The sequence below is a fragment of the Microbacterium sp. CGR1 genome (assembly GCF_051062835.1).
Lineage (GTDB): Bacteria > Actinomycetota > Actinomycetes > Actinomycetales > Microbacteriaceae > Microbacterium.
In genome coordinates this window covers 822,768-849,691 of sequence record NZ_JAOTPG010000001.1, presented here as the reverse complement: position 1 = coordinate 849,691, position 26,924 = coordinate 822,768, and the positions used below count along the sequence as shown (strand labels likewise).

Below are 26,924 nucleotides of genomic sequence, written 5' to 3'. Positions count from 1 at the left end.
GGCCGCACACCACTGTCGCGATAGTCGGCAGAGAGCACGGATAGCTCGCCCTTCGGGCCACGGACAGGCCTCGTCATCTGACCCCGAGGTGTCCACCGTGCTCGATTCCGCCTTCACGCCCCTCGTGGTGCCGCGCGTGGGCGAGACTCCGATCGACATCCGCAGCGAGGCCGATCGCGCACGCACCCGCGGATACGCCGACGGGTTCGCGGAGGGGCGGCGGCTCGCGCTCGACGAGGCCGATCTGGCGCAGCACGCGCAGCAGCAGCGGATGCAGGAGCTCCAGGAGCTGTACCTGCACGAGCGCGGCTCCGCGCTGCGCGCGCTGGAAGCCGCGCAGTCGCTTCTCGACCAGCGGATCGATGAGCTGAGCATGCTCACGACGGATCGGATCGAGGAGCTCGCCGTCGGTCTCGCGACGACCATCCTCGGAGCAGAGCTCTCGGACCCGGCGCGATCGGCGGCACACGCCGTGCGACGCGCCATCGCGGAGATGCCCGTGGACCGATGGACCCGGGTGTCGTTCAGCGAGCAGGACGCGCGGATCCTCCGGTCGGACGCTCCGTCGATCGACCCGCTGCGGGGGATCGACATCGTCGCCTCCCACGCCGTGGACGCGGGAGGCGCGATCGTCGAGATCGAGGACGGCGCCGTCGACACGAGGATCACCGAAGCGCTCGCCCGCGCCGCGGCAGCGCATCGCGGAGACGGCGAACTCAGCGCCGAGGTGATCGTGTGACCGTCGCGACGAGCTCCTGGCAGCGGGTCCTCGACGCCGCGAAGCCCGAACGCTCCGGCACCGTCAAGGCCGTACGAGGACTGGGTGTCGAGGTGCTCGGCATCGATGCCGCCGTCGGCGACCGGATCCGCATCGATGCGGCGCACGGTCGGTCGGTCGATGCCGAGATCGTCGCCGTGGACGGGGCCTCCGCACGGTGCATGCCGCTCGGCCGCCTCGACGGAATCACGGCCCGCGCCCGCGTGCGTCACGGGGGAGCGCCGCTGCTGGTGCCGACCGGACGAGGTCTGCTCGGACGCGTGCTGGACGGTCTCGGTCGCCCGATCGACGGCAAGGGATCGTTGGACTCGTCCACGACGCTCGTCCCCCTCGACCACGACGCTCCGAGCATCATGGATCGTCAGCGCATCGACAGCCAGCTCGGCCTCGGCGTGCGGGTGCTCGACACCATGACGCCCGTGGGCACCGGACAGCGTCTCGGCCTCTTCGCCGGTTCCGGTGTGGGAAAGTCGTCGCTCATGTCGATGATCGCGCGCGGCTCGACGGCAGACGTCAACGTCATCGCGCTGGTGGGCGAGCGAGGCCGCGAGGTGCGGGAGTTCCTCGAAGACGATCTGGGCCCTGCAGGGCTCGCCCGCTCGGTCGTGGTGGTGGCGACGTCGGACCAGCCGGCCATGGCGCGACTGCGTTCCGCGTTCGTCGCGACGCGTATCGCCGAGGGGTTCCGAGACGACGGGCTCGACGTCGTCCTCATGATGGATTCCTTGACCCGCGTCGCGATGGCGCAGCGCGAGATCGGGCTGAGCGCCGGCGAACCGCCCGCGACCCGCGGCTACCCGCCGTCGACGTTCTCGGTCCTCGCCCGTCTGCTGGAGCGCGCCGGAACAGGGCCCGTGGGCTCCATCACCGGTCTCTACACGGTGCTCGTCGACGGCGACGACCACAACGAGCCGATCGCTGACGCCGCGAGGGGAATCCTCGACGGACACGTCGTGCTCGACCGAGCGCTGGCCATCCGCGGACACTTCCCGGCCGTCGACGTGCTCGGCTCCGTGTCGCGTGTGGTCTCGAAGATCACCACCGCCGAGCAGCGGCAGGACGCCGTGACCCTGCGGAGCGTGCTGGCCGCTCGTCGCAGCGCGAACGACCTGATCGACATCGGCGCCTATCGGCCCGGCGCGAATCCCCTGGTGGATGCCGCGCTCACGCACGAAGCCGCCATCGCGAGGTTCCTCATGCAGCGGATGGACGACCTCACGGCATCCGACGACTCCTGGCGGCAGCTCGCCGCCCTCACCACCGATTTCGGAGGACTCACCCCATGACCTTCCCCCTGGCCGGTCTTCTCCGGGTACGCGGCGCCCAGGAGCGTGTCGCCGCTGAGATGCTCTCCCGCGCGAGCGCCGAGCGCGCGCAGGCCGAGGCTGCCGAGCAGACCGCGATCTCGAGCCTCGCCGACATCAGCGCGCAGATCGATGACCCCCGCGCACTGATGGCCATGGCAGCTGCCAGAGCCGCCGGCCGCAGCACCCTCAGCGACCTGCAGGCCCTCGTCGACATGCGGCGGGGCGCGGAGTCCGACGCGAAGTCCGCGCACGTCGATGCCCGCCGTGAGCTCAAGGGCCTCGAGCGCCTCGAGAGCACTCACCGGGTCGAGTCCGCGAAGGCGGAGCTCGCCGCGGAGCAGACGGCTCTCGACGAGATCGCCGTGGTGCGCACCTCACGCCGAGAGGGGAGCGCCGCATGAGCGGCCTCGCATCCGTGATCGCGCGCGTCGACGCGATCGAGAGTCAGATCGTCTCACTCGATCCGGTGGCTCGGGCAGCGGCGGCGACCGCGACCGCGTCGACTGCTGAGGCAGGCGCGACGAGTGCGGCCAGCGCGGCGACGTTCTCGGGCGTGCTCGAGGCCGCGAAGGCGGCCGCATCCACCGAGACCACGACCCTCGCTTCTGCGGCGGGCGCGGCGGCGGATGCCACCACGAGCGCGAAGAACGCCGAGCTCGTCTCGGCTCTGCAGACGCTGTTCTCGGCGAACACGTCGGGCTCGGCAGGATCCGCTGCGTCTATGCAGAAGCTCATCGAGATGCTCGGATGACCGCGGTGAGCCTGTTCGCAGTGTCGCTCGGCACCTCGACCGACGGGGATGCCGCCGGGCGCACGTCCGGACACTCGGGATCGTTGTTCGGAGAAGCGCTGACCACCGCGGGGCAGATGCTCGCCGCTCCTGATGGCGAATCCGCGACGTCGCCCGGTGCAGAGGGGGAGAGCGAAGCCGGTGCCGTCGACGGGCGACCCGGCTCGGCAGCCGTCGCCGACCTCGAAGGGGATGCCGCGTCCACCGCTCTGATCCAGCTCGCGGCGCACCTGCGTCCCGCGGCGCCGGGCGAAGAGCCGACTGCGGATTCCGATGTGACGGAGGGCGGCTCCGACGATGCACCGCTCGCAGTGGTCGGCAGCGTCGGGATCTCGGCGACAGCGACAGAGACAGAGACAGTGGCACCGGAGTCGGCAGACGCCTCGGCCATCGTCTCAGCGCAGCCGGAGGGCGAGCGCGTTCCCATGGCAGCGGGCACGATGCTTCCCGCAGCCGCCGCGCCGGTCGACGGGTCGGACGGCGACGCGGCCTCCTCGGCTCCGGCACTCGCCTCCTCGGCATCGGCAGTCGCATCCTCGGCATCGGTCGCATCGGGGGCTCAGCTCTCGTCCGGACCGGAGTCCCCGGGCGTCGAGTCCGCCGGGCGACCTGCTCCGGTCTCAGCCTCCGGCACCACGGCTTCGTCTTCCGGGCTCGCCCTCGGTGCGTCGCACACGAACCCGTCGTCGAACGAGACAGCGGTACGGGTCGAGTCCGGCGAGCGGGCACCGAGCGCGTCGACCCCTCAGACCTCGCCGAGCGCCGCGCCCGTCGCTCCACCCCAGAACTCCGTCACACCTGCGGCGCCCGTGTCGGCCCCGGAGACCGCACCCGCCAATCGTGCCGTCGCGGCCCAGGTCTCGCCGGTGGTCGTGAGCGTCGCCCAGCGACCGATGGGCACCCACCACCTCACCATGACGGTGAACCCCGACAGCCTCGGGCCGGTCACCGTGCGCGCGCACATCAGCGCGAGCGGCGAGGTGCAGGTCGAGCTCAGCGGTGCCACGGATGCCGGACGCGATGCCCTGCGCGGCATCCTCGTCGACCTCCGCCGAGACCTCGCCGCAGTGATGCCGCACGCCACGCTGAGCGTCACCCAGAGCTCCGCGGCGGATGCGAACGGTGACCGCAGCGGCCAGACGGCGGGCGATGCCGCCGCGCGGGAGCAGGGCAGCGGCGACCGCGACGCGAGTCGCGGGCGTTCGGAACAGCGCCCCGGTGCCGAGCGCGCCTCCGACCTTCCCCGCCTCATCCAGACCACACCCCACGCCGGCATCGGCGCGGGGCTCGACATCTTCGCCTGAGAGGACGACCGCATGACCGTCGATGCAGTGAGCGCTCCGAGCTCGATCTACACAGGAGGCACGACCGACCCCGCCGCGCGCAAGCAGGTGCTGGACGGCGAGGTCTTCCTCAAGCTCCTGGTGACCCAGCTGACCCACCAGGATCCGTCGAGCCCGATGGACACCAACGAGATGATCTCGCAGACGACCCAGCTCGCCATGATGGAGCAGCTCACCGCTCTCGCCGACAACGGTGCCGAGGCGTTCGCGCTGAACATGCGCCAGGCGGCGAGCGCCCTCATCGGCCAGGAGGCGAGCTACAAGGATGCCGACGGCAAGACCCTCTCCGGCGTCGTGACCAAGGTGTCGTTCGACGGCCCCGTCCCCCAGGTGACGATCGGCGACAAGACCATCGCCCTCGACGCCATCACCGGCGTCACCTCCAAGACCACCACTGCCGTGCCGAACCCGGCCGCAGCCTGACCTCCGTCTCACACAGGAAGAGAGAATCACATGCTTCGCTCGCTCTACTCCGGCATCTCCGGACTCCGCTCGCACCAGACCATGCTGGATGTGACCGGCAACAACATCGCCAACGTCAACACGGCGGGCTTCAAGGGCTCGTCCGTGCTGTTCCAGGACTCGCTGTCCCAGCTCATCGGCAACCCGGGCATCCCGGACGACGAGGTCGGCGGACGCAACCCCGCTCAGGTCGGCCTCGGGGTGCAGGTCGCCGGAGTGCGCACGAACTTCGCACAGGGCTCTGCTCAGGCGACTGGGCGCGGGGGAGACCTGATGATCTCGGGCGACGGTTTCTTCGCGGTCCGTTCGGGCGGAGAGACGCTGTACACGCGTGCAGGCGGCTTCTCGTTCGATCCGACGGGCAAGATGGTCACCGCCGACGGTGCTGTCGTGCAGGGCTGGTCGGCGCAGAACGGCGTCGTCAACACTGGTCAGGCGACGGGGAACATCGTGCTGCCGCTCGACGCGGTCTCGCCGGCGAAGGCGACGACCGGTGCCACGGTCACCGGCAACCTGCCCTCGACCGCGGCCGACGGTGACGAGCTCGTCCGCGACGTGACCGTGTACGACGCGCAGGGCACTCCGTCGACCCTGAGCCTGACGTTCACGAAGACCGCGACCGGCTGGGACGTCACAGAGCCGGTGAGTGGAGCGACCGGCTCGCTGACCTTCACCGACGGCAAGCAGGCGGGAGCCGGTCTCACGCTCGCGGCGGGGGCCGTGAGCGTGAACCTCGGTGCGGTCACCGGCTACGCGAACATGTCGACCGTCGCCGTCTCGGAGCAGAACGGCTCGGCGGCGGGCTCACTGAAGTCGTACAGCATCACGGGTGACGGATCGATCGTCGGCACGTTCAGCAACGGTGCCACCCAGACGCTCGGCAAGATCGCGATGGCGACGTTCGCGAACCCCGAGGGACTCGAGAAGGCCGGCGGCACCGCCTACCGGGTCTCGGTGAACTCGGGTGCTGCCCGCATGGGCGAGCCCGGTCAGGCGGGCTTCGGCAACCTGGTGTCCGGCGCGCTGGAGATGAGCAACGTGGATCTCTCGCAGGAGTTCACGAACCTCATCGTCGCGCAGCGCGGCTTCCAGGCCAACGCGCGCATCATCACCACCAGCGACGAGGTCCTGCAGGAGCTCACCCAGCTGAAGCGCTGATCGGAGGCTCGAGTTCGAGCGCATCCGCCCGTCGACGCGGCCCGCCCCTGGTTACCGGGGGTGGGCCGCGTCGCGATAGTCGGGGCAGACTTCCCCCTCTCGTCCGAAGCCCGGAGACCCCGCGATGATCATCGTCACCCGCCTCGACCGCACCCGGTTCGCGGTGAACCCCGACCTGATCGAGCGCATCCTCTCTTCGCCGGACACGACTCTGCACATGGTCGACGGCAAGGTCTATGTGATCGAGGAGACGCTGGACGCCGTCATCGACCTGGTCGTCGCCTACCGGGCGCGCGTCCTCGGCGCCGCCCATGCACTGACCCCGCAGACGGGGGCGTGAGCGTGGATCCCGCATTCATCATCGGCGTCATCCTGGCGTTCGGTGCTCTCGTCGCGATGATCACCATGGAGGGCGCGAGCTTCGAGGCTCTGCTCATCCCCGCTCCGATGATTCTCGTGCTCGGCTCGACCATCGGCGTCGGTATCGCGAGCCACACGCTGCGCGACACGATCCTCGCCGTGAAGAGCCTCGGACGCATGGTGCGAGGGCCGAAGATGACTCCCGAGGCGGTGATCCCGTTCCTGGTCGGCTACGCCGAGAAGGCACGTGGTGAGGGCCTCCTCGCGCTCGAACAGGAGCTCGACAGCGCACCTGACGCGTTCACCCGCCAGGCGCTGCAGGCGCTCGCTGACGGCACGGATGCCGAGGACCTGCAGATGGTGATGGACGACGAGATCGCCGCCACCTCCTCGCGCAACCGCGTCGCCTCCAAGTTCTTCGGCTCCCTGGGCGGCTACGCGCCGACGATCGGCATCGTCGGCACGGTCGTCTCCCTCACGCACGTGCTCGAGAAGCTCGACGAGCCCGACCACCTCGGCCCCATGATCGCCGCCGCGTTCGTGGCCACGCTGTGGGGTCTGCTGTCGGCGAACTTCATCTGGAACCCGATCGCCGGTCGCCTCAACCGCATCGGAGCCGTCGAGCTCGAGCGGATGACACTCGTCTCGGAGGGCATGCTGGCCATCCAGGCGGGAAGCGCGCCGCACCTGTTGCAGGAGCGCCTCGAGGCGCTTTCGGGCGTGAAGACGAAGGCCAAGAAGCAGAAGCGGGAGCAGGAGTCTTCCGTGGAGGACATCCTGTGAGCCCGGCCCGCCGCGCCCGCGGCCGAGGACACGAGGACGACTCGCACGACGAGCCGGACGAGCGCTGGGCCGTGTCGTACGCCGACATGGTGACGGTGCTGATGTGTCTGTTCATCGTGCTGTTCGCCGTGTCGAACGTCGACAAGACGAAGTTCGAGCTGCTCGCCAACAGCCTTGCGACGGGCTTCGGCCAGGAGAGCACCGAGGGCGGGGCGGACAGCGCTGAGGGCCTGATCGTGCCGCCCGAGCTGCAGGATGACGACGGCGTGGTGGATCTCGCCGCCCGCGCCGAGGCCGAGTACGAGTCCTTGGAGGAGCTGCGTGATCGCATGAGCGCCGCGCTCGCCTCCCAGGGACTCCAGGACACCGTCTCGTTCGTCATCGACGACCGAGGCCTGCAGGTCGGGCTGGTCGGCGCCGAGACGTTCTTCGCCGACAACAGCACCGAGCTCTCGGCGAAGGCGGATGCCGTGCTCAACGCGATCGGCGACGTGCTCGTCACCGTCGACAACCAGGTCAGCGTCGAAGGACATGCCGATCACCGCGTGTCGGCCTCCCCGTTCCCCACCAACTGGGAGCTCTCCGGAGGGCGTGCCACCCAGGTGGCCCGTTTCCTCGTCGAGCACGAGGGCATCGTCGGGCCGAGGGTGAAGGCGACCGCGTTCTCGGACACGCGCCCGATCGTGCAGGGCGACAGCCCGCAGGCGCTGGCCAGCAACAGACGCGTCGACATCGTCGTCGAGTCCACAGAAGAAGAGCAGGTGCGAGCGCTGATCCCGGCCCTCGCAGCCGCCGCACCAGCGAGCTGAGCACACGTGAACACCACCGTCGAGGAGACCCCCATGACCGCATCAGCCGTGCTCGAGGACCCGGTCGCGCGCTACCCCGCCTACGACTTCGGCCGCCCCGCGCAGCTGGGACGGGAGAGCACGCGTCATCTGGAGGCGGCGTTCGAGTCGTTCGCGCGCCTGTGGTCGTCGCAGCTGACGGCGAAGATCCGCGTGCGCGCCCACCTGACGCTCGAGTCCGTCGACCTGGTGTCGTACGAGGAGTACGCCGATACGCTGCCCGGCACGACCGCCATGGTGGTGGGCGCCTTCGCGGATCGCGAAGAGCCCTGTGTGGTGCAGTTCGGTCTCGACAGCGCGCTCCTGTGGGTCGTGCAGATGATGGGAGGTCGCAGCACCTCACTGCCGGAGGCGCGCACATTCACTCCCATCGAGCTGGCTCTCGTGCGCAACCTGATGGAGGGCACGTTCGAGCACCTCCATGCGAGCCTCGACGCGCTGCTCCCCGGGGCGCCGCGATTCAGCGCCGTGCACTACAACCCGCAGTACATGCAGGTGATCGCAGCGACCGCCGCGGTGATCGTCGCTCGATACACGATGCGTCTGGGTGACGCCGAGACGACGGCGACGGTCATGCTCCCCGCCTCCGCGGTCGTCGACCGCCTCGCCGCGACGGGCTCGGATGCGGGTGCCGCTCACACGGCGGAGCAGACCCTGGAGCAGCTGCGCAGCACTCCGATGGAGATCACACTGCGCCTGGCGCCCATCACGATCGGCACGGGTGAGGTGCTCGACCTCGCGCCCGGCGATCTTCTGCGTCTGCCGCATCCGGAGACCAGACCGTACGAACTCGTGGCAGGGGAGACTCCGATCGCCCTCGCCACCCCTGGGAGCAGAGGCTCACGCCTCACCTGCAAGATCACGACCACACCTGAGGAGACCCACTGATGAGCACTTTCCACGAGACCGCCATCGCCGCGGCTATCGCCGGCAAGCTGCCGTTCGGATACCCCGTCATCCCCGCGCCGTCCACAGACCCTGGGGCTTCCGGGGAGGCCGTCGCGGTCACGTTCGCTGGCAGCCCGGGTGCCCGCCTCGCGATCCAGGTCGCCGATCCGTCGCAGCTCGAGGACGGCTCGAAGAACGCACTCCTGGCCGATCGACTGCATCCGATCTTCGAGGCGGCAGTCGCCGTGCTCGGCAGCGGTGCCCTCGGCGACGGTGAGCTGGTCGCCGCCGCCGACGTCTTCACCGACGCCGGCACCCAGGTGTTCGACATGGTCGACGCGGCGGGCACCGTCGTCGCGCGGGCGGCGGTGCGCATCGACGGCGCACGGGCAGCGGCAAGCTCCGGACCGCAGCGTCTGAGCCGTATCGCCGGCGTCGAGATGGAGCTCGTGGTCGAGATCGGTCGCACACGGATGCCGGTGCGCGACGTGCTGTCCCTCGAACCCGGCCGTGTCGTCGAACTCGACCGTGCGGCGGGCTCGCCTGCCGACATCAAGCTCAACGGCCGCCTGATCGGGCACGGCACCGTCGTGGTCGCGGAGGGCGACTTCGCCATCCGCGTCGAGCGCATCCTCGACGGCGCAGAGGCCGTCTGACCCATGGACGACATCCTCGTCGCGCTGCGTGCGATCGTCGCCCTGGGGGCGGTGCTCGGCCTGCTGCTGTTCCTCAGCCGTCGACTGCAGAAGTCGCAGGCGAAGGGCGTGAGCCCGCTCGCGGGGCTGATGCCGAAGAGACTCGCGCGACTCACCGAGATCAGGCCGTCGCGCCCGGCGGCGGGTCCGAAGCCGCGCCCCGAGAAGATCACGGTCGTCGCGCGGTCGGGCATCGGCGGGAAGGCACAGCTCGTGGTCGCCGAGTTCGGGGGCATCCGTTACGTCCTCGGTGTGACCGAGCACGGGATCAACGTCGTCGACACCCAGGAGGCACCTCCCGTCGAGGAGGAATCGACGACGGAGGAGTCGCCGGTCACGGACGACCTGTCGAACGACATCGTCGACCGGGCACTGAAGTCCGTCGCCTGACGCCGACGGGCTCTGCGCGACCGCACCACGGTTACGCGCACGCTGTCGTGTCGCGATAGTCGACTTCGAGCACGGATCGCTCGCCCCCCTGGCTACGGATCGGCCACGTCACCCATCTTCGGAGTGCCGCCGTGCCCGTATCCGCCGCCGCTGCCACCGCGCCGCTCGCGCGTGTGCCGCGCCTCCCGCGGCGTGCCTGGATCCTGATCGCGGCAGCCCTCGGCGTCGCGGCCGTGCTGGTGGTGCTCGACGCGACGGGCGCGCACGCGGCATCCGCTCTGCTCCCCACGGAGACGGGTGACGGTGAGGGCGTGACCATCAACGGCATCAACGGCACGCCGTCCGACAGCATCATGACGCTGCTCGGGATCACGGTCCTCAGCGTCGCTCCCGCGCTGCTGCTGATGATGTCGAGCTTCACGAAGATCTTCGTGGTGCTGGCTCTCACCCGCAATGCGCTCTCGCTGCCCTCGATCCCCCCGAACCAGGTGCTGGCAGGACTCAGCCTCTTCCTGACCCTGTTCATCATGTGGCCGGTGCTGACCGACATCAACGTGGTGGCCGTCAGCCCGTTCACCGAGGGGCAGATCGACTTCGGCCGCGCGTTCGAGCTCGCCCAGGAACCGCTGCGCGAGTGGATGCTCTCCTACACGCGCGAAGAGGACATCGCCCTGATGTACCGGGCCGCGCAGATGGACAACCCCACCGACCCTGCCAGCATCCCGCTGCAGACCCTCGTGCCGGCCTTCATGATCAGCGAGCTGCGGGCCGCCTTCCTGATCGGGTTCATCATCTTCGTGCCGTTCCTCGTCATCGATCTGGTCGTCGCCAGTGCGCTCATGTCGATGGGCATGATGATGCTCCCGCCGGTGATGATCTCGCTGCCGTTCAAGATCCTGCTGTTCCTGCTCATCGACGGCTGGGGCATGGTCATCACCGCCCTCGTGCAGTCCTACAACGGGGGTGGCTGATGAACCCGGAAGCGGTCATCGACATCGGACAGGCGGCGCTCATCGTCGGCGCCAAGCTCTGCGCCCCCCTGTTGATCACGGCGCTCGTGGTCGGGTTCGCGATCTCGCTGCTGCAGTCGATCACCCAGGTGCAGGAGATGACCATCTCGTTCGTGCCCAAGCTCGTCGCCGTGGGCATCGCGCTGCTGATCAGCGGGCACTGGATGATCGCCGAGATGATCGCCTTCTCGAACGAGATGTTCGCCCGGATACCGTCGCTGCTGAACGGCGGCGGATGAACATCCCCATCGACTTCACCTGGCTCGAGGCCACGTCGCTCGCGTGCGTGCGCATCACGGCCTTCTTGGTGCTCGCGCCGCCGTTCAGCCACGGCACGATCCCGATGCGGGTCAGGGCGATGCTGGGCGTCGGGCTCGCCTTGGCCGTCTCGCCCGTGGTGACCGTGGGCTACGAGCGTCTCGACACCGGCGGATTCATGCTCGCTCTGGCAGGGCAGGCGCTCACGGGTGCGCTGCTCGGATTCCTCGTGATGGTGCTCTTCAGCGCCATTCAGGGCGCCGGCCACCTGGTCGACACGTTCGGCGGATTCCAGATGGCTCAGGCGTTCGATCCGGGGATGGCGATCAACGGTGCCCAGTTCACGCGCCTCTTCCAGATGACCGCGATCATGCTGCTGTTCGCGTCCGACGGCTACCAGCTCGTGCTCGGCGGTCTGTTCCGCTCGTTCGACGCCGTGCCGGTGACCGGCATGATCGACCTGGGCAAGCCCGCGGAGGCGCTGGTGGGAGCAGCCGGGCAGATGATGCTCAGCGCCGTGCAGATCGCGGGGCCGCTGCTGATCGTGCTGTTCCTCGCCGACGTCGGGCTCGGTCTCGTCAGCCGGGTCGCACCGGCCCTGAACGCGTTCGCGATGGGCTTCCCCATCAAGATCGGCCTGACCCTGCTGCTCGTGGGCTTCGTCTACGCCGCGCTTCCCAGCGTCGTCGCGGTCATCGCCGAGGACGCGGCACGGCTCTTGCTGGGGGTGACCCGATGAGCGAGACCGACAGCGGCGAACGCACCGAGAAGGCGACCGAGCGCCGCCTCAAGGAGGCGCGCAGGAAGGGTCAGATCGGCCGCAGCCAGGACTTCACGGCGTGGGTGTGCATCGCCGCTGCCGCCGTGATGATGGTGCCGACGATCGCGTCGGGCACCCAGGTGCTCACCGAGCTGTTCCTGGCCGTCACCCCGGTGGCGAAGAATCCCACCGACGGTGCCGCGCTGGATGTTCTGGGGTCTGCGATCTCGTCACTCGGGGGTGTTCTGCTGCCGATGCTGGTGGTCGTGCTGCTCGCCACCACCGCGACGGCGGTGGCCCAGGGCGGCATCCATCTGCGGGGTGTGACGATGCGCACCGAGCAGTTCAACATCGTGTCGGGGCTCAAGCGCGTGTTCGGGCAGCAGGCGCTGTGGGAGGGCGCGAAGGCGCTGCTCAAGACGGCCGCCATCGGCGTCGCTCTGTGGATCGTGGTGTCGGGTCTCGTGCCCGTGCTGATGGCGAGCGGCAGCCACAACATCACCTGGCTTCTCGAACAGGCCGCCGGGGGAGCCGTCGCGCTGCTGCAGGTCGCCGTGGCCGTGGGCATCCTGCTGGCGGCGATCGATGTGGCCGTGGTCATGCGACGCAATCGCAAGCACACGCACATGACCAAGAACGAGGCGAAAGACGAGCACAAGAAGAGCGAGGGCGACCCGCTCGTGCGTTCCCAGCGCCGTTCGCGGCAGCTCGCCATGAGCCGCAACCGGATGATCGCCGCGGTCGGTGACAGCGACGTCGTGCTCGTGAACCCCACGCACGTGGCTGTCGCGCTGCGCTACGAGCCGGGCAAGTCCGCGCCGAGGGTCGTGGCGAAGGGCGCCGGCGTCGTGGCGCAGAAGATCCGTGAGAAGGCCGAGGAGACAGGAGTCCCAATGGTCCGAGACATCCCGCTCGCTCGCGCGCTGCACTCGGCGTGCGACATCGGCCGCGAGATCCCCGAGGAGCTCTACACCGCCGTGGCGCAGGTGCTCGCGTTCATCGAGCACCTGAAGCGCCGCGGTTCGGCGCGGGGCACCCACACGATGCCTTTCGACAGCACCAGGGATCGCGGCCTCTGAGCCGCCGGATCCGCACCTGAACGAGTAGAGAGAACGAGAAGGCGAGACGCATGTTCGGTCAGATCCTGTCCAAGGGCGCGGTGCCCGTCGGCGTGGTGGGCATCATCCTGCTCCTCATCGTCCCGATCCCCACGCCGCTGCTCGACGTGCTCATCGTTCTGAACATCTCGTTCGCACTCCTGATCCTCCTCACCGCGATGTTCGTGAAGAAGCCGCTCGACTTCTCGGTCTTCCCCAGCCTGCTGCTGGTCGCGACCCTGTTCCGACTCGGCCTCAACGTCGCCTCCACCCGCCTCGTGCTCAGCGAGGCGCATGCGGGTCAGGTGATCCAGGCGTTCGGGCAGATCACGATCAGCGGGTCGCTCGTCATCGGTGCCGTGATCTTCCTCATCCTCACCGTCATCCAGTTCGTCGTGGTGACGAAGGGCGCCGAGCGAGTCGCCGAGGTCGGCGCGCGGTTCACCCTCGATGCCATGCCGGGCAAGCAGATGGCGATCGACGCCGACCTCAATGCCGGGCTCATCACCGACACCGAGGCGCGCAGGCGCCGCGCCGAGGTCGCAGCCGAGGCCGACTTCTACGGCGCCATGGACGGTGCATCGAAGTTCGTCAAGGGTGACGCGATCGCCGGCATCGTGATCGTCGTCATCAACTTCGTCGGCGGCATCATCATCGGCATGGTTCAACACGGCATGGAGATGGGGGATGCGCTCGAGACCTACAGCATCCTCACGATCGGCGACGGCCTGGTCACGCAGATCCCCGCGCTGCTGATGGCCGTGTCCACCGGCATGATCGTGACCCGCGAGAACGCCGAGACCGAGATGGGGCAGGCGGCAGGCCGCCAGCTCATGCAGTCGCGCAACGCGCTCGTGATCACGGGACTCGCAGCGATCGCGATGGGATTCATCCCGGGGATGCCGCTGCTGGTGTTCCTGGTGATCGGTTCGATCCTGCTGTTCGCCGCATCCCGGGTCAAGGCGAACGAGGACCGCGACGCCGCGCTCGAGGCCGATGCGCTGCAGCAGGAGGCCGTCGAGGCGGGTGTCGAGGGGCCCGAAGAGCTGATGGACCGGATGCGGGTGCACGCCCTCGAGATCTCGCTCTCGCCCGACATCGTCGATCTGGCTTCCGGGGGAGCGGGTGACCTGCTCACCAGGGTGAAGTCGCTGCGGCGAAAGCTCGCCCTCGACATCGGCATCCTGATGCCTCCGGTGCGCACGAGGGACAACATCGACCTGCCCGCTCAGACCTACTCGATCCTGATCGCCGGGGTCGAGGCGGGGCGCGGATCCGTGCCGCGGGGCCACGTGCTCGCGATCGGCACGGGGTTGGAGCAGCTCCCCGGGTCTGCGGTGGTCGATCCGGTCTTCGGTCTCGAGGGCAAATGGGTGCCCGCCGAGATGTCGCACGCCGCCGACATGGCCGGCGCCACCGTGATCGACCGTGCGAGCGTGATCATCACCCACCTCTCCGACATCGTGCAGAGTCAGGCCGACCGGCTGCTCTCGCTCGAGGACGTGCGTCAGCTGACCGAGCACCTCAAGCAGTCGAGCCCTGCGACCGTCGAGGAGCTGACGCCGGCCGTGCTGTCGCTCGCCGGCATCCAGCGGGTCCTCGCAGGCCTTCTGGCAGAGCGGGTGCCGATCAACGACCTCGCCCGCATCTATGAGGCTCTCGCTCTGCGCGGAAAGACATCGACCGAGACGGCGGGCCTGATCGATGCGGCGCGAGCAGCTCTGGGCCCCGCGATCGCCGCACGATTCGCCGAGGACGGACGCATTCGCGTGGTGATGTTCGAGCCGATGCTCGAGCAGCAGATGCTCGAGGGGATGCGCGTGATCGACGGGAACCCGCAGATCGTGCTGACGCCGGAGGCGACGATGCACGTGCTCGAGAACGTCCGCCGAACGGTCGCAGACCTCGAGCAGGTCGGGCCGGAACCGGTGCTCGTGTGCGCGCAGTCGCTGCGCCAGGCCGTGCGCCGGATGGTCTCTTCGCAGGTGAGTGGACTCCCGGTGCTCTCCTACGACGAGGCTGCAGCCGGAGGACTCGCGACCGACGTGGTCGGGGTGGTCCGGATGACGCAGTCCGCTCTGCCCAGCCCCGCGGTGTAGCGCCAGGATCTGCTCATTTACGAGTCGAGTGCGATACGTTTGTGAGCAGAGGGCGCATCGGCGCTCACGCCATGGAAGGCAGACGACGCATGCTGGTACTCACGAGACGCGCCAATGAGAGCATCGTGATCGGCGATGACATCACCGTGACGATCCTGGCGGTGACGCCGAGCGGAGTCCGCGTCGGCATCGACGCCCCGCGAGACAAGCGCATCAATCGTGCCGAGATCGTCATCGCGGTGAGCGACGCGAACCAGGAAGCCGTCCAGGCGTCGTCGGACGAGTCGGCCGAGTCACAGCTGTTGGGCGCGCTAGGGCGCGCCGGCACCGCGTCCTGAGCCGTACTCTCGCCGTTCTCCCTCGCGCTCGGAGTTACTGTCCTGGGGGTTGTCGCGATAGTCGTGGATGTGACGGGCGATCCCGTCACGGAAACCGTGACATGACGAGGTGACGAATCGTGGCCGCTCACGACCTGAGCATGCAACTGATGCGAGAGCGCGATCTGCTGGAGGTGCTGCTCTTCAAGCTCGACGAACAGCAGATGCTGCTGGCGACCGGGCGCAACCGCTGGATCCACCATGCGGCGAACGAGATCGAGCGCGTGCTCGCTGCGATGCCGACGGTGGCCCTCTCGCGCGACACACTCGTCATCTCGGTGGCGGACGAATGGGGAGTGCCCGAGGCGACGACGCTTCGTGAGCTGATCGACGCCGCGCCGACCGATGCCTGGCGCGAGGTCCTCTCCGGCCATCTGGATGCCATGACCGCCCTCGCCGACGAGATCGGCGACATGAAGAAGGTCAACGAGCAGCGCCTGCGCACCGCAATCCGGGTCACACAGGAGACCATCGCAGGCCTCGGCGTGCCCACCGGCGAATACGACCCCCAGGGCGGCGTCGTCCGCGACGGTGACGCCCGACTCCTCGACACGAGGGTGTGAGACGCCATGTCTTCGTTCGCAGGGCTCCGTCTCGCCGAATCCGCTCTCTCCGCCGCCCGCGCGGGGATGACCGTCACCGGTCAGAACATAGCCAACCAGACCACCCCCGGCTACACCCGTCAGCGGGTCGACCAGGTTCCGATCTCGGCTCCCGGTCAGACCGGACTGTGGCCCTCAGGGCTCGGCATCGGCGGCGGTGTCGGCGTCACCGGCATCGCCCGGCTCGGCGACGACATCCTCGACGCCCGAGTGCGCGACGCGCTGTCGACCTCCGGTTTCTGGGCGGCAAGGGCGACGGCCGCCGGCCAGGCGGAGGCCGTGATGGCCGAACCGACGAAAGACGGTCTCGCTGCGAACCTGAACCGGTTCTGGGCGGGCTGGTCGGACCTCACCAACACCCCGGATTCGGCGGCTGCGCAGGTCGTGCTCACCAACGCGAACGTCCTGATCGGGCAGATCGCGGCTGGGTACCAGTCGATCGCAGGGCAGTGGACCGACCTCCGTGGTCAGGTCGACAGCCAGATCGCCGACGTCAACGCCATGGCGGGGCAGGTGGCCACACTCAACGGGCAGATCCGAGACGCCCTGCAGTCGGGCCGCAACGCCAATGAGCTGATCGATCAGCGCAACGTCCTCGCTCAGCAGCTGTCGAGCGCGGTCGGAGCCAAGGGCAACGTCGAAGCCGATGGGACCCTCACGCTCCGCGTCGACGGGAACGCGCTCGTCACCGCCGACAGCAGCCGTGCCCTCGTCGCGAGCGGACCGCGGGACATCGCGGACGCCGGACGCATCAGGGTCGCGTGGGCGGACCGTCCCGGCCTGCCCGTGACGATCACCGGCGGGCTGGTAGGCGGCACCATCAGCGCGCTGGCGCCCGCCGCCGACGGTGGGACTCTGGCCGGAGTCGCCGCCGCCTACAACGAGACTGCGACCGCTCTCGCGACAGCCGTCAACGACGTCCACCGCACGGGTGTCACACCGTCGGGCGCTGTAGGCGGAGACTTCTTCTCGATGAGCGGCACCGGGCCGGCAGCCCTCGGGCTGGGCGTCGTTCCCACGGGACTGGACGACCTCGCTCTCGCCGCACCGGGCGCGGGCGCCAAGGACACCACGATCGCCGATCGCATCAGCGCGCTGGGTGCATCGGCGACGGGGCCGAGCAAGACGTGGTCGAGCTTCGTCACGGGCTTCGCGGTCGCGGTCGCCGGTGACGTGCAGCGCGCCGACATCGCCGACATGGGGGCCGTGGCCGCCGTCACCGCGCAGCAGTCGAACGCCTCGGTCGACGGCGACGAGGAGACGATCAACCTCCTGACCTACCAGACCGCCTACCAGGCAGCGGCGCGCGTGCTGACCGCCGTGGATGAGGCGCTGGACGTTCTGATCAACCGCACCGGCCTCGTCGGCCGCTGACTCTGGGGAGAGCCATCATGATCGGCCGCATCACGAGCAACACCATGACGCAGCAGTCGCTGCGGACGCTGCAGACGAACCTCGCGGATCGCGAGCGGCTGCAGAACCAGGCCGCCTCGCAGCGTGCCTTCCGCTCGCCGAGCGAGGACCCGGCCGCGGCCGCGACAGCGCTCGGCGTGCACGGCGACCAGTCGCGCGTCGCGCAGTTCGCGCGCAACCTCAGCGACGGGATGGCGTGGGTGACCACGGTCGACACCGCTCTCGGGGCGAGCGTCGACCTGCTCAACCGCGCCAGGGATCTCACCGCCCAGGGCGCGAACTCGGGTGCGCTCAGCCCCACGGCCCGCGAGTCCATCGCGCAGGAGCTGGAGTCGATCAGCGCCGAGCTGCTGGCGAAGGCCGACACCACCGTCCTCGGTCGCAGTGTCTTCGCCGGCACCAGTGATTCGGGCGCGGCGTTCGATCCGGGAACCTTCACCTTCAACGGCAGCCCGGGAGCCGGAGTGCAGCGCCGCATCAGCGACAATGAGACGGTTCGCGTCGACTTCGACGGCTCGCAGGCGTTCGGCGACGGGGCGAACAGCGCGTTCGCGCTGCTCAACGACATCGCTGCCGAGCTGCGCGGCGGCGGCGAGGTCGGTGCCCGCATCGCCGACATCGACGGGCGTCTGAAGGATGTCATCGCGGCGCGGGGCGCGACCGGCGCGCGCCAGGTGCAGCTCGAGCGGGCCTCGTCTCAGAACCTCTCGACCTCGATCGATCTCGAAGCGCGACGCGCGGAGGTCGAGAACGTGGACAGCCTCGAGGTTCTCGTGCGTCTGCAGTCGGCCGAGCTCGTCTTCCAATCCGCTCTGCAGGTGACCGCGAAGTCTCTGCAGACCAACCTCCTGGAGTTCATCCGATGACCGCGACGTCCGCTGAGACGACGGGTTTCGCCGTCGAGTTCACCACGCCGATGCTCGGCCTGAGCCCGCACAGGAAGTTCACGCTCGAGCAGATCGCTGGCGCGGAAGGGCTGTACGCGCTGCGTGCCGCGGATGCCGACGTGCGGCTGTTCCTCCTGGATCCGCTCTCGGGCGACTACGGCTATGCGCCTGCCCTGCCTGCGGACGTGCGGTCCGAGCTCGGCGCTTCCGAGGAGTCGGAGGTCCGTGTGTTCGTGGTGGCGAATCCCGCCGACGACGGCGTGTACATCAATCTCCGCGCCCCCGTCCTGGTCCATCGCGAGACCGGTCGGGCCGTGCAGGTCATCCTGGACGACCAGGCGTACCCGATCCGCGCGCTTCTCGGCAGCTGAGACCGACGCAGCGCGAACACCCAGTGATCGGCGTGCCACGACGAGCCGCTGACCAGAACGCACAGGAGAGATGACGTGGTCGATCTGCGATCGAAGATCCATGGTGCCGGCGCGACCCAGGCGGTGAACCTCGTGGTGATGGCCTATCACGACCGCGTCGCCTCCGACGCCGACGGCGTGGTCACCACGCACTATCTCGACGCCCGGGTGCATCCGGGCGATCGGCGGGCACCAGGGCAGACGAGTCTCGCGCTCGTGTCGAAGAAGGAGGCGAGGTCGACGACGGGCTTCGCGAACTCGGCACGGTACACACCGGTGCAGCTGGCGTCGATCGAGCAGGCGGCGGCCGACAACGTCACCGATCTGACCGATGAATCGGGGAGGGTGGTCGGGCGAGCGTTCGGTGTCAGGGCGGACCTGCTCATCAACAGCGGAGAGGTCGTCGTGAACACCAGGACGTTGGCGCCCACCGAGCTCTCCGTCGGCGAGGACACGGACGGTCGCGACATCCGCGCGCAGATCGTCGAGTCGGTGACGGCAGCGAGGCGGGCGCGCGACGCGGCGCGCGCCCTCGTGAGCGAGACCGTGGGCAGCGCGGTCCCGCGGGGATAGCCGGGAGCGCAGTGAGCTGGTGAAAAGCAAAGAAAACCGAGATTCACCGCATATACCAAGGAAGAGCCTCTAGGCTCTGAGAGCACAGGCTGGGGTACTGGCAGATCCCGGCGTCGTCGCAGGAGATGGGAAACCTGCGCGCGCTGCGGATGCGGCTGGTAGGGGTACAGCGCAAAGAAGCCCGGTGACGGGCGACATTCCATGGGACGGAAGACGACATGAGCACATCAAGGACGCTCGAGACGAACAGGGTGAGCAAGCGCGAGTTCGTGCAGCGATTCGCGCGACGAGGGGGCATCTCGGTCCCGGCCGCGCAGACGGCCTACAACGCGATGATCGACGAGCTGCTCGACCTGGTCGGCCGGGGGAACACGGTGACTCTCACCAACTTCGGCAAGTTCTACCCGCAGACGCACAAGGGACATCGCGTGCAGTTCGCGAAGGATGAGGGCGACGCCGAGGTCAACGACTACACGGTGCTGAAGTTCTCCGCGACGCGCGAAGTGAACCGACGCGTGAAGGTGAACGATTAGCCATCGTTATCTGAACGTAAACGAGAATCCCCGAAGGTTTCGACCTTCGGGGATCTTTCTTGCCCGTTGCGCCCCTAGCATGTAGTTGAATGTAGTTCTGGCCGCTGGGGAGGGGCCTCGCTGTGAGTCGCTGGGGAGGGCTTGCACTTACAGTGAAAGAGACGGAACTCGATGCCGATGCGCGCACGGAACCAGCTCGTGGTCGAACACCTGCACATCGTCGGTGCGGCGACGGCGTATGTGGCGTCCCGCCTCACACAGGTCTCCCGCGATGACCTCGCCTCGGCGGGTGCGTTCGCGCTGGTCCGCGCGGCCGAGAAGTTCGATGCGACTCTCGGTGTGCCCTTCGGAGCCTTCGCGCGCGGACGCATCAACTGGGCGCTGAAGGACGAGCTGCGGTCGATGGACTGGGCCCCTCGCGACATCCGGGTGCGGGCCAGGGAGACGACGAAGGTGCGGCAGACGTTGTCGGCGGCTCTCGGGCGCACTCCCACCGTCGCCGAGATCGCGGCGGCGATGGGGGTCGACACCGGATCTGTGCGGGAGGGGCTGGCCGATGCCGAGCGTATGCTCCTGAGCCTCGACGCCCCGGATGCGCCCGAGATCGTCTGGACCGGATATCTCCCCGAGGAGCAGGCGATCGCATCCGAGCGTGACGAGTTCCTCCGCCGAGCCGTCGACGCGCTCCCGGAGCGCAAGCGCGAGATCATCCGCGCGATCTACTTCGAGGACCGCAGCGTGAAGGAGCTGGCGGACGAGTTCGGCGTCTCGCACGCTGCCGTGTCGCAGCAGCGCGCCGAGGCGGTGCGGATGCTCCGCGATGCCCTCGACCGTCACTACGCCGATGCGCCTCTCGGTGAGACCGCGCCGACGTCGCGCTCCTCCGCATCCGCTCTCGAGGCGTACTTCGAGCGGCTCGCGAGCGGAGGTCAGCGTTTCACGCGGGCGATCCTGTCGCACGCTGTCGGCGCCTGACCGCACGCGCCGCGCGGCCCTCGGCATCGGCCCTTCGGTACCCGCTCAGAGACCGAAGCCGTAGCTGGCCTGCCCGACCAGGATCAGGCTGACCGTGGTGGGGTAGACCTCCGGCTCTTCGTCTTCGTCATCGAGCAGGTCGAGCTTGTGGATCGGCACGAAGATGCTGCCGTCCGGCTCGAAGATGAGATCCTTCGGCACGAACGAGGCGAAGATCGAGCGCGTCGAATTGCGCAGCTCGTAGGTGCGCCCCACATCGCCGCGCTCGAAGAGGTTCATCTCGACCTCGTCCGACCAGACCTTGCCGTCGGGGAACCGGGCCTCGATGCGGTAGGTGCTCGGCTCGACCGACTTGATGTTCAGGTCTTCGACGATCTCCGAGAACAGCGTGTCCGGCTGCTCGAGCTCGAACGCGATGGCGCGGAGGTGGTCGTAGTTCAGTCGCGCGCGTCGTGAGAACAGCGCCACGTTCTCGATCTCGTCCGGGTTGGCGTTCGGCGCCTGGTCGATCAGGTACTGCCTGACCTCGTCCGGCCCCGGGTACTCGAAGCGCATGTGGTAGTGGAATCGTCCTGGCCGGTTGACGATATAGGTGCTGACGTCGGCGATGTCGTTCACCGTGAGGCAGTAGATGCGCTTCACGGACGAGAGTCCATCGAACAGCGACAGGAACTGGTTCTGCCGGTTGCTTCCGTCTCCGCCGCCGCGGCGGCCGGCGGGGAAGATCTTCTCGAACTCGTCGAAGATGATCAGGCACTCGTCGAGCGTGTCGAGGAACTCGACGATGCCGTCGTTGTCCTCCGAGACGATCACGACCGGAAGGCACTGCTCACGGGCCTCCTCGGCGACCATGCGCAGGAAGAGCGTCTTGCCGATGCCCTTGTCGCCTGACAGCATCACGCCCAGACTGCGGTCGGTGAGGGCATAGGAGCGGAAGATCTTGTCGACCTTCCTGTCGCGACCGCCGTAGATGCGCTCAGTGCCGACGGTGAGGTCGTCGATCTTGATGAGGCTGAAGCCCTCTTTCGAGGTGAAATGCACCCGGTAGGTGCCGAGAGGGAACACCTGATGCGTGCGGACGGCGTCGTCGTAGACACGGACGTGTCCACCCGTCTCGATGTAGGTGCTGGTCAAGGTCCTCCTCCTTCGCTCCCCGTTGTAGATATCGGTCGAGATCTGCGCGCCGTAAGTCGATCGTGAAGGGATTTTCGCAGTAACCTGAGCGGATAACGGGCGTGGGGACGTCCGGGGTCTGGGGGCCGTCATGGGTGGGTACGCAGGTGTGGAGCAGCCGGTCGACGGTTCGATCGTCATCATGGTCGAGGCGGCGCCTCAGGGGCTGATGCAGTACACGCTCGATCCGGACGCCAGACAACCCGTGTGGCGCGCCGTCCTCATCGCGCACGACGACGCGGTGATCGGTACCGCGACGTCTCCCGAGCAGACCGCCGATCTGCTCGTGCGCGGCAGTGTCGAGTGCATCCGGCGGAGCATTCCCAGCCTGGATGTGGGCGGGCTGACGATGCGCCCCGAGGTCGGACCGAACGACAACGCCCAGATCGTGGCCGCGGGGGACGCGAGGTTCCTGCGATCCGAGTGGGATGCGGTCGTCCGCGAGGCGGAGCAAGAGCTCGACGGGGCGTAGCGGGCGCCCCTCAGCCGTCGACGAGGTAGGCGTCGACCATCAGTGATCCGCGGACGTCACGCAGAGCCTCGATCACGCGGTCGATGCCGCGCGCCGTGACGGACGGCATCTGCAGATCGTGTGGCCCCAGCGGTTCGAGCGTGCCCGTGCGGATGCGGATGACCTCCCAGCCGGCGGCTCGCAGGGCCCGATCCTTGCGCAGGTCGGCGTCCTGGCGCTTGCCGACGTGCTCGAGTCCGTATCGGCCCACCGTGTCGTACTCGAGCGCGACCCGGAGCTCGGGCACGAGGATGTCGGGCCAGACCTCGGTGTGGCGGAAGAACGGCCGCGAGACCTTGACGGCATTGACGCCTGTGGTGAAGCGGAGCCGGGACTCGAGCGCCGCGCGCAGCTTCGCCTCGGCGGCGGACGCCGGTGCCGGTGCGCACACGCTCAGAAACGCCTCGCCGACGGGGAGGTCGGGGGTCTTCGCGCACAGCGTCGTGGGCGGCTTGGGGCGCCTCGGGATCGCGCGGGCTTCGCCGAGGATCACGGGCTGCGGTCGCGCGAGAGACGAGCACTCCGGGCACCAGGATGACTGTCTGCGCACCCGCCCAGGGCGCTCGCGCTGTTCGGTGGGCGTGGCAGCGAAGCGGTGACCCATCCGGCATTCCCAGCACAGCAGCACGTCGGCCGCGAGCGGCACCTGCGACAGCGCGATCCCATGGTTGAGCTCAGGGTGGTACTGGCGGACCAGCTCGGGATACGCGGCCCAGGCCGCACGGTAGGTGCCCTTCGCATAGGGCACGTCGCGTCCGCGCGAGAACTGGCGTCTCGCCCACCACGACTGCACGGGTTCGGTCACGCGAGGACGCTACCTGCGGCCGCCGACATCGCGGGGAGGCACCGGACATGACAGACTCGCGGAGACGGACGAGTCCGGGACACGGACAGAGGGAGCAGCAGTCATGGCGCAGCGGATCGTGATCAGCGGTGCATCGGGTCTGATCGGAACGGCGCTCGCTTCATCGCTGCGCGCCGACGGCGTGGAGGTGACGACTCTCGTGCGCCGGACGCCTCGGGTGCCGTCCGAGGTCGAGTGGTCGCCCGGTGAGCGTGAGCTCGACCCCGACGTGCTCGCGGGCGCTGACGCCGTCGTCTCTCTCAGCGGCGCGAGTGTCGGCCGGCTTCCGTGGACCCGCCGGTATCGCCGCGAGCTCGTCGAGTCCCGCCTCACGACGACCCGCACCCTCGCGACGGCCGTGCGCACGCTGCGCGACGACGCACCGGCGTTCATCTCGGCCTCCGCGGTCGGCTATTACGGCTCGGCGCCGGGGGAGACCCTGACCGAGGAATCGCTCGCAGGAGACACCTTCCTCGCGCAGCTCTGCGTCCGCTGGGAGCAGGAGGCGCAGCGCGCGGGAGAGCAGACCAGGGTCGCGCTGCTGCGCACCGCGCCGATCATCCACCGTGAGGGGGTGCTCAAGCCGATGATCCAACTGACCCGGTTCGGGCTGGCAGGGCCCCTGGGCCCCGGTACCCAGATCTGGCCCTGGATCTCCCTCGACGACGAGGTCCGCGGCATCCGTCATGTGATCGACGCCCGTCTCGAGGGCCCCGTCAACTTCACCGGTCCCACGCGGGCGTCGGCGAATGACATCGGTCGGGCGCTCGCGAAGAGGATGCGTCGCCCGTTCTGGATCCCCGCGCCCGGTTTCGCGCTCCGTCTCGCGCTCAGCAGATCCGCCGCCGACTCGCTGCTCCTGTCGGATGCGGATGTGCGACCGACGGCGCTCGAGAGGTCGGGCTTCGAGTTCACGCATACGACTGCGCAGCAGGCGGTCGACGCGGCGATCTGATCGCGTCCGATCGACCGCCCTGCCCGGTCAGTTCCCGTGCGGGTCGCGTCGGTTGAGTGTCTCCACGACCTGGGCGTAGTCGCCCCGCGCTTCGCCGTAGCGCAGGAACTTCACGTTCTCGACCTGGATCTCGGTCGCGTCGGGCTGGGTCTCGATCAGCCCGACGACCTCGTCGACGAAGTCGTCGAGAGGCATCGCGAAATCACTCGACTCCTGGCCGGGCATGAGAGACGTGCGCACGGCCGGCGGCTCGAGCTCGAGCACCTTCACGGTGCTGCCCTCGAGCTGCAGGCGCAGCGACTCGCTGAGCATGTGGATCGCCGCCTTCGTGGCGTTGTACGTCGGCGTCACCCGCAGCGGCGCGAAGGCCAGGCCTGACGAGACTGTCATGATCGTCGCGTCGGGAACGGTGCGCAGGTGCTCGATGAATGCCGCGATCAGACGGATCGGGCCGAGCAGATTGGTGCTGACCGTCGCCTCTGCGGTCTCGAGGAACCCTGCTGGCGTCGTCCAGTCCTCGGCACGCATGATGCCCGCCATGGTGATCACGACGTTGAGGTCGGGATGAGCGGCGATCACGGTCTGCGCCGCGGCACGGATGCTGTCGGCATCCGTCGTATCGATCGTGACCGTGTCGATACCGGGGTTCTCGGCGGCGATCCGATCGAGCAGCTCGGTGCGGCGTCCGCCGACGATGACCGTGTTGCCGCGCTCGGCGAACTTCTGGGCGAGAGCGAGCCCGATGCCGCTGGTCGCCCCGGGGATGAAGATGGTGTTTCCGCTGATGTTCATGCCTCCACTCTTCGTCCGACGGGGTCGGCCCACCAGAGAGCGCTCATCCAGGGAGCCGCGATCCCTGGATCGCCCCCGTCGCGCACGGGATACTCGAGAGGTGGACAGAGAAGCACTGGCAGAATTCCTCGTGCGTCGCAGAGAGCAGCTGAAGCCGTCGGACGTCGGTCTCGGCGCCGGAGCGCGGCGCCGCACACCCGGCCTCCGCCGAGAAGAGGTCGCGCAGTTGGCGGCGATGTCGACCGACTACTACGCCCGTCTCGAACAGCAGCGAGGGCCGCAGCCGAGTGTGCAGATCCTCGCGTCACTGGCGAGGGCGCTGCGACTGACCCCCGATGAGCGGGACTACCTGCATCGCATCTGCGGGCACAGTGCACCCGACCGCACGATGTTCACCGACTACGTGCACCCCGGCATGCTTCGGGTGCTGGACCGCCTCGACGACACACCGGCCTTCGTGGTGTCGGTGCTCGACGAGGTGCTCATCCAGAACGACGCCGCGCGTGCTCTGCTCGGCGACTCGAGCGGACTGGAGGGACTCGAGCGCAGCGGCATCTACCGCTGGTTCGCGCGCCCCGACGACGAGCGCGGGCGATACCCGCTGGCCGACCATGCGCGGCATGGCCGCGCGCTCGTCGCCTCGCTGCGCGCCGCCCACGGAGCGCTCGGCGAGCACTCGCGGGCAGGGGACATCGTGCGGGAGCTCTCCTCCCGGAGCGCGGAGTTCGCGGAGCTCTGGGACGTGCACGAGGTCCGCAGGCGCTTCGAGGATCACAAGGTGCTCATCCACCCGGAGATCGGACCCATCGAGGTCGACTGCCAGGCATTGTTCACCGAGGACGAGTCGCAGGCTCTCATCGTGCTGACCGCCGCGCCGGGCAGCGATGCCGAGAGTAAGCTCGAACTTCTCAGAGTGCTCGGGACTCAACGGGTCTGACGGGCACCCAGCACGCCACGCGGCTGCGGTAGGCGGCGAACTCGGATCCGAAACGGGACTCCAGGCCGGCCTCCTCGAGCGGTCGGACGACCGTGTTCCAGAGGATCGAGCCGAACATCGAGTAGGCGACGACCATCCACGATCCGAGCAGCAGACCGACAGCCACCCCCTGAGCGATGCCGGCCACGGCCATCGGGTTGCGCACGTAGCGGTAGGGGCCGGTGATCACGAGTCGGTGGGCCATCTGCGACGGAAGCGGCGTTCCCTCGCCCTTCACCGACATCGACACGGCCGACCAGATCCCGAGTGCCGTCGCGCAGACGAGCAGCACACACCCGGCGATCCGCACGCCGAGGGGGACCTCGATGCGGAGCATCCAGCGCGCCTCGACCAGCGAGACCACGACGGGGATCACCAGCAGGAACGTTCCCCAGAAGAAGAGCGTCTGCAGGCCGGTGCGGGCGAGCAGCCGCCCTGTACCGACGCGATCGGCGGACCGGAACGCGAGCGGGCCGATGACCATCCACTCCACCGGAGCCCTGCCGAGGAGCAGGATGATCGCCGACACGATGCTCGCTCCGGCGGCGACGACCATCAGCAGGGCGCCCCACCCGGCGAGCGAGGTGAGCGTGGCATAGACGCACATCGCCGCCGCCACCAGTGCCGTCCAGGGTGCGACCACCCAGAGCGCCCAGCGGAACCCGGCGGCCACCAAAGCGGACGCGACGACGAAGAGCGGGATGTCGAGCATCGCCACGGGTGCGACCGGAAGGTCTCCGAGCGTGGCACGACGGACCGCGTCCGACAGCGGGACCGCGATCCACCAGAGCGCTCCGGCGAGGGCCTGGAGGGCGAAATACACCCGTGCCGTCACCGGAGTGATGCGGATACCTGCGATGACGGGCATGGCTGCCAG

The 26,924-nt window shown here is 68.7% G+C and carries 33 protein-coding genes; 29 read left to right on the top strand and 4 right to left on the bottom strand.

Going from position 1 to position 26,924, the window contains the following annotated elements; genetic code table 11:
• The first annotated feature begins 97 nt into the window (after positions 1 to 97).
• The 26 genes from OD997_RS04115 (at position 98) to OD997_RS03990 (ending at position 20,796) form a co-directional block, all read left to right on the top strand.
• Positions 98 to 739, top strand: a complete 642-nt coding sequence (locus tag OD997_RS04115) for a FliH/SctL family protein (RefSeq protein WP_434330469.1) — start codon at positions 98 to 100, stop codon at positions 737 to 739.
• On the top strand, positions 736 to 2,064 hold the full coding sequence (locus tag OD997_RS04110) for a FliI/YscN family ATPase (protein WP_434330468.1): 1,329 nt from the start codon (positions 736 to 738) through the stop codon (positions 2,062 to 2,064). The genes OD997_RS04115 and OD997_RS04110 overlap by 4 nt, the downstream gene beginning before the upstream one ends.
• The gene (locus OD997_RS04105) at positions 2,061 to 2,486 is read left to right on the top strand and encodes a hypothetical protein (RefSeq protein WP_434330467.1); all 426 of its coding nucleotides are present in this window, start codon (positions 2,061 to 2,063) and stop codon (positions 2,484 to 2,486) included. The genes OD997_RS04110 and OD997_RS04105 overlap by 4 nt, the downstream gene beginning before the upstream one ends.
• Entirely contained in the window at positions 2,483 to 2,836 is a 354-nt protein-coding gene (locus OD997_RS04100; RefSeq protein ID WP_434330466.1) for a hypothetical protein, read from the top strand. The genes OD997_RS04105 and OD997_RS04100 overlap by 4 nt, the downstream gene beginning before the upstream one ends.
• Positions 2,837 to 2,841: 5 nt before the next feature.
• Entirely contained in the window at positions 2,842 to 4,179 is a 1,338-nt protein-coding gene (locus tag OD997_RS04095; RefSeq protein WP_434330465.1) for a hypothetical protein, read from the top strand.
• Between the two features lie 12 nt (positions 4,180 to 4,191).
• Positions 4,192 to 4,641 carry a flagellar hook capping FlgD N-terminal domain-containing protein gene (locus OD997_RS04090; protein ID WP_434330464.1) on the top strand — a complete coding sequence of 150 codons (450 nt, stop codon included), beginning with the start codon at positions 4,192 to 4,194 and terminating at the stop codon, positions 4,639 to 4,641.
• A gap of 30 nt (positions 4,642 to 4,671) precedes the next feature.
• Entirely contained in the window at positions 4,672 to 5,838 is a 1,167-nt protein-coding gene (locus tag OD997_RS04085; RefSeq protein ID WP_434330462.1) for a flagellar hook protein FlgE, read from the top strand.
• 124 nt (positions 5,839 to 5,962) lie between these two features.
• Entirely contained in the window at positions 5,963 to 6,178 is a 216-nt protein-coding gene (locus tag OD997_RS04080; RefSeq protein ID WP_434330461.1) for a flagellar FlbD family protein, read from the top strand.
• The gene (locus OD997_RS04075) at positions 6,175 to 6,981 is read left to right on the top strand and encodes a motility protein A (RefSeq protein WP_434330460.1); all 807 of its coding nucleotides are present in this window, start codon (positions 6,175 to 6,177) and stop codon (positions 6,979 to 6,981) included. The genes OD997_RS04080 and OD997_RS04075 overlap by 4 nt, the downstream gene beginning before the upstream one ends.
• The gene (locus OD997_RS04070) at positions 6,978 to 7,790 is read left to right on the top strand and encodes an OmpA/MotB family protein (RefSeq protein WP_434330459.1); all 813 of its coding nucleotides are present in this window, start codon (positions 6,978 to 6,980) and stop codon (positions 7,788 to 7,790) included. Before OD997_RS04075 ends, OD997_RS04070 begins: the two co-directional genes overlap by 4 nt.
• Before the next feature lie 33 nt (positions 7,791 to 7,823).
• A complete protein-coding gene (locus tag OD997_RS04065) occupies positions 7,824 to 8,717 on the top strand; it encodes a flagellar motor switch protein FliM (protein WP_434330458.1) in 894 nt (297 codons plus the stop codon).
• Positions 8,717 to 9,373 (top strand): FliM/FliN family flagellar motor switch protein, encoded by a 657-nt coding sequence (locus OD997_RS04060; protein ID WP_434330457.1) that lies wholly within the window; start codon positions 8,717 to 8,719, stop codon positions 9,371 to 9,373. Before OD997_RS04065 ends, OD997_RS04060 begins: the two co-directional genes overlap by 1 nt.
• Positions 9,374 to 9,376: 3 nt before the next feature.
• A complete protein-coding gene (locus OD997_RS04055; protein ID WP_434330456.1) occupies positions 9,377 to 9,802 on the top strand; it encodes a flagellar biosynthetic protein FliO in 426 nt (141 codons plus the stop codon).
• Positions 9,803 to 9,933: 131 nt separating this feature from the next.
• Positions 9,934 to 10,773: a flagellar type III secretion system pore protein FliP gene (gene fliP, locus OD997_RS04050; protein WP_434330455.1), complete on the top strand. Its 840-nt coding sequence runs from the start codon at positions 9,934 to 9,936 to the stop codon at positions 10,771 to 10,773.
• Complete coding sequence (gene fliQ / locus OD997_RS04045) at positions 10,773 to 11,051, top strand: flagellar biosynthesis protein FliQ (RefSeq protein ID WP_434330454.1); 279 nt, start codon at positions 10,773 to 10,775, stop codon at positions 11,049 to 11,051. Before fliP ends, fliQ begins: the two co-directional genes overlap by 1 nt.
• The gene (locus OD997_RS04040; protein WP_434330453.1) at positions 11,048 to 11,809 is read left to right on the top strand and encodes a flagellar biosynthetic protein FliR; all 762 of its coding nucleotides are present in this window, start codon (positions 11,048 to 11,050) and stop codon (positions 11,807 to 11,809) included. The genes fliQ and OD997_RS04040 overlap by 4 nt, the downstream gene beginning before the upstream one ends.
• The gene (locus OD997_RS04035) at positions 11,806 to 12,909 is read left to right on the top strand and encodes an EscU/YscU/HrcU family type III secretion system export apparatus switch protein (protein ID WP_434330452.1); all 1,104 of its coding nucleotides are present in this window, start codon (positions 11,806 to 11,808) and stop codon (positions 12,907 to 12,909) included. The genes OD997_RS04040 and OD997_RS04035 overlap by 4 nt, the downstream gene beginning before the upstream one ends.
• Positions 12,910 to 12,959: 50 nt before the next feature.
• Complete coding sequence (locus tag OD997_RS04030; protein ID WP_434330451.1) at positions 12,960 to 15,026, top strand: flagellar biosynthesis protein FlhA; 2,067 nt, start codon at positions 12,960 to 12,962, stop codon at positions 15,024 to 15,026.
• Positions 15,027 to 15,115: 89 nt separating this feature from the next.
• Positions 15,116 to 15,364, top strand: a complete 249-nt coding sequence (gene csrA / locus OD997_RS04025; protein WP_434330450.1) for a carbon storage regulator CsrA — start codon at positions 15,116 to 15,118, stop codon at positions 15,362 to 15,364.
• 119 nt (positions 15,365 to 15,483) lie between these two features.
• Complete coding sequence (gene flgN / locus OD997_RS04020) at positions 15,484 to 15,966, top strand: flagellar export chaperone FlgN (protein WP_056307424.1); 483 nt, start codon at positions 15,484 to 15,486, stop codon at positions 15,964 to 15,966.
• Positions 15,967 to 15,972: 6 nt separating this feature from the next.
• Positions 15,973 to 17,379 carry a flagellar hook-associated protein FlgK gene (gene flgK / locus OD997_RS04015; RefSeq protein ID WP_434330449.1) on the top strand — a complete coding sequence of 469 codons (1,407 nt, stop codon included), beginning with the start codon at positions 15,973 to 15,975 and terminating at the stop codon, positions 17,377 to 17,379.
• Positions 17,380 to 17,396: 17 nt separating this feature from the next.
• Positions 17,397 to 18,284, top strand: a complete 888-nt coding sequence (locus OD997_RS04010; protein ID WP_434330448.1) for a flagellin — start codon at positions 17,397 to 17,399, stop codon at positions 18,282 to 18,284.
• Positions 18,281 to 18,676: a flagellar assembly protein FliW gene (locus OD997_RS04005; protein ID WP_434330447.1), complete on the top strand. Its 396-nt coding sequence runs from the start codon at positions 18,281 to 18,283 to the stop codon at positions 18,674 to 18,676. Before OD997_RS04010 ends, OD997_RS04005 begins: the two co-directional genes overlap by 4 nt.
• Positions 18,677 to 18,751: 75 nt before the next feature.
• Entirely contained in the window at positions 18,752 to 19,288 is a 537-nt protein-coding gene (locus tag OD997_RS04000) for a hypothetical protein (protein WP_434330446.1), read from the top strand.
• 218 nt (positions 19,289 to 19,506) lie between these two features.
• A complete protein-coding gene (locus tag OD997_RS03995; RefSeq protein WP_056307433.1) occupies positions 19,507 to 19,821 on the top strand; it encodes an HU family DNA-binding protein in 315 nt (104 codons plus the stop codon).
• 171 nt (positions 19,822 to 19,992) lie between these two features.
• Positions 19,993 to 20,796 (top strand): sigma-70 family RNA polymerase sigma factor, encoded by an 804-nt coding sequence (locus OD997_RS03990; RefSeq protein ID WP_434330445.1) that lies wholly within the window; start codon positions 19,993 to 19,995, stop codon positions 20,794 to 20,796.
• A 45-nt stretch (positions 20,797 to 20,841) separates the two neighbouring features.
• On the opposite strand, the gene OD997_RS03985 is transcribed toward OD997_RS03990, so the two are convergent.
• Positions 20,842 to 21,930: an AAA family ATPase gene (locus OD997_RS03985; RefSeq protein WP_434330444.1), complete on the bottom strand. Its 1,089-nt coding sequence runs from the start codon at positions 21,928 to 21,930 to the stop codon at positions 20,842 to 20,844.
• Positions 21,931 to 22,060: 130 nt separating this feature from the next.
• Between OD997_RS03985 and OD997_RS03980 the strand changes: the two genes are divergently transcribed.
• The gene (locus OD997_RS03980) at positions 22,061 to 22,441 is read left to right on the top strand and encodes a hypothetical protein (protein WP_434330443.1); all 381 of its coding nucleotides are present in this window, start codon (positions 22,061 to 22,063) and stop codon (positions 22,439 to 22,441) included.
• Between the two features lie 10 nt (positions 22,442 to 22,451).
• On the opposite strand, the gene OD997_RS03975 is transcribed toward OD997_RS03980, so the two are convergent.
• Positions 22,452 to 23,285 carry a zinc-ribbon domain-containing protein gene (locus OD997_RS03975; RefSeq protein WP_434330442.1) on the bottom strand — a complete coding sequence of 278 codons (834 nt, stop codon included), beginning with the start codon at positions 23,283 to 23,285 and terminating at the stop codon, positions 22,452 to 22,454.
• Positions 23,286 to 23,388: 103 nt separating this feature from the next.
• Between OD997_RS03975 and OD997_RS03970 the strand changes: the two genes are divergently transcribed.
• Positions 23,389 to 24,279: a TIGR01777 family oxidoreductase gene (locus tag OD997_RS03970; protein ID WP_434330441.1), complete on the top strand. Its 891-nt coding sequence runs from the start codon at positions 23,389 to 23,391 to the stop codon at positions 24,277 to 24,279.
• 27 nt (positions 24,280 to 24,306) lie between these two features.
• On the opposite strand, the gene OD997_RS03965 is transcribed toward OD997_RS03970, so the two are convergent.
• Positions 24,307 to 25,071, bottom strand: a complete 765-nt coding sequence (locus tag OD997_RS03965; RefSeq protein ID WP_434330440.1) for an SDR family oxidoreductase — start codon at positions 25,069 to 25,071, stop codon at positions 24,307 to 24,309.
• Between the two features lie 100 nt (positions 25,072 to 25,171).
• Between OD997_RS03965 and OD997_RS03960 the strand changes: the two genes are divergently transcribed.
• Positions 25,172 to 26,008, top strand: a complete 837-nt coding sequence (locus OD997_RS03960; RefSeq protein WP_434330439.1) for a helix-turn-helix transcriptional regulator — start codon at positions 25,172 to 25,174, stop codon at positions 26,006 to 26,008.
• On the opposite strand, the gene OD997_RS03955 is transcribed toward OD997_RS03960, so the two are convergent.
• On the bottom strand, positions 25,980 to 26,915 hold the full coding sequence (locus tag OD997_RS03955; protein ID WP_434330438.1) for a methyltransferase family protein: 936 nt from the start codon (positions 26,913 to 26,915) through the stop codon (positions 25,980 to 25,982). The two genes, OD997_RS03960 and OD997_RS03955, sit on opposite strands and share 29 nt — an antisense overlap.
• Positions 26,916 to 26,924: the final 9 nt, after the last annotated feature.

Coding starts and splice junctions, on each gene's coding strand:
- OD997_RS04080 (WP_434330461.1), top strand. CDS start 5,963: ATGATCATCGTCACCCGCCTCGACCGCACCCGGTTCGCGGTGAACCCC.
- OD997_RS03990 (WP_434330445.1), top strand. CDS start 19,993: ATGCCGATGCGCGCACGGAACCAGCTCGTGGTCGAACACCTGCACATC.
- OD997_RS04085 (WP_434330462.1), top strand. CDS start 4,672: ATGCTTCGCTCGCTCTACTCCGGCATCTCCGGACTCCGCTCGCACCAG.
- OD997_RS04010 (WP_434330448.1), top strand. CDS start 17,397: ATGATCGGCCGCATCACGAGCAACACCATGACGCAGCAGTCGCTGCGG.
- OD997_RS04030 (WP_434330451.1), top strand. CDS start 12,960: ATGTTCGGTCAGATCCTGTCCAAGGGCGCGGTGCCCGTCGGCGTGGTG.
- OD997_RS04065 (WP_434330458.1), top strand. CDS start 7,824: ATGACCGCATCAGCCGTGCTCGAGGACCCGGTCGCGCGCTACCCCGCC.
- OD997_RS03970 (WP_434330441.1), top strand. CDS start 23,389: ATGGCGCAGCGGATCGTGATCAGCGGTGCATCGGGTCTGATCGGAACG.
- OD997_RS04040 (WP_434330453.1), top strand. CDS start 11,048: ATGAACATCCCCATCGACTTCACCTGGCTCGAGGCCACGTCGCTCGCG.
- OD997_RS04060 (WP_434330457.1), top strand. CDS start 8,717: ATGAGCACTTTCCACGAGACCGCCATCGCCGCGGCTATCGCCGGCAAG.
- OD997_RS04105 (WP_434330467.1), top strand. CDS start 2,061: ATGACCTTCCCCCTGGCCGGTCTTCTCCGGGTACGCGGCGCCCAGGAG.
- OD997_RS03995 (WP_056307433.1), top strand. CDS start 19,507: ATGAGCACATCAAGGACGCTCGAGACGAACAGGGTGAGCAAGCGCGAG.
- OD997_RS04090 (WP_434330464.1), top strand. CDS start 4,192: ATGACCGTCGATGCAGTGAGCGCTCCGAGCTCGATCTACACAGGAGGC.
- OD997_RS03965 (WP_434330440.1), bottom strand. CDS start 25,071: ATGAACATCAGCGGAAACACCATCTTCATCCCCGGGGCGACCAGCGGC.
- OD997_RS04005 (WP_434330447.1), top strand. CDS start 18,281: ATGACCGCGACGTCCGCTGAGACGACGGGTTTCGCCGTCGAGTTCACC.
- OD997_RS03980 (WP_434330443.1), top strand. CDS start 22,061: ATGGGTGGGTACGCAGGTGTGGAGCAGCCGGTCGACGGTTCGATCGTC.
- OD997_RS03955 (WP_434330438.1), bottom strand. CDS start 26,915: ATGCCCGTCATCGCAGGTATCCGCATCACTCCGGTGACGGCACGGGTG.
- csrA (WP_434330450.1), top strand. CDS start 15,116: ATGCTGGTACTCACGAGACGCGCCAATGAGAGCATCGTGATCGGCGAT.
- OD997_RS04055 (WP_434330456.1), top strand. CDS start 9,377: ATGGACGACATCCTCGTCGCGCTGCGTGCGATCGTCGCCCTGGGGGCG.
- OD997_RS04035 (WP_434330452.1), top strand. CDS start 11,806: ATGAGCGAGACCGACAGCGGCGAACGCACCGAGAAGGCGACCGAGCGC.
- fliQ (WP_434330454.1), top strand. CDS start 10,773: ATGAACCCGGAAGCGGTCATCGACATCGGACAGGCGGCGCTCATCGTC.
- OD997_RS04100 (WP_434330466.1), top strand. CDS start 2,483: ATGAGCGGCCTCGCATCCGTGATCGCGCGCGTCGACGCGATCGAGAGT.
- flgK (WP_434330449.1), top strand. CDS start 15,973: ATGTCTTCGTTCGCAGGGCTCCGTCTCGCCGAATCCGCTCTCTCCGCC.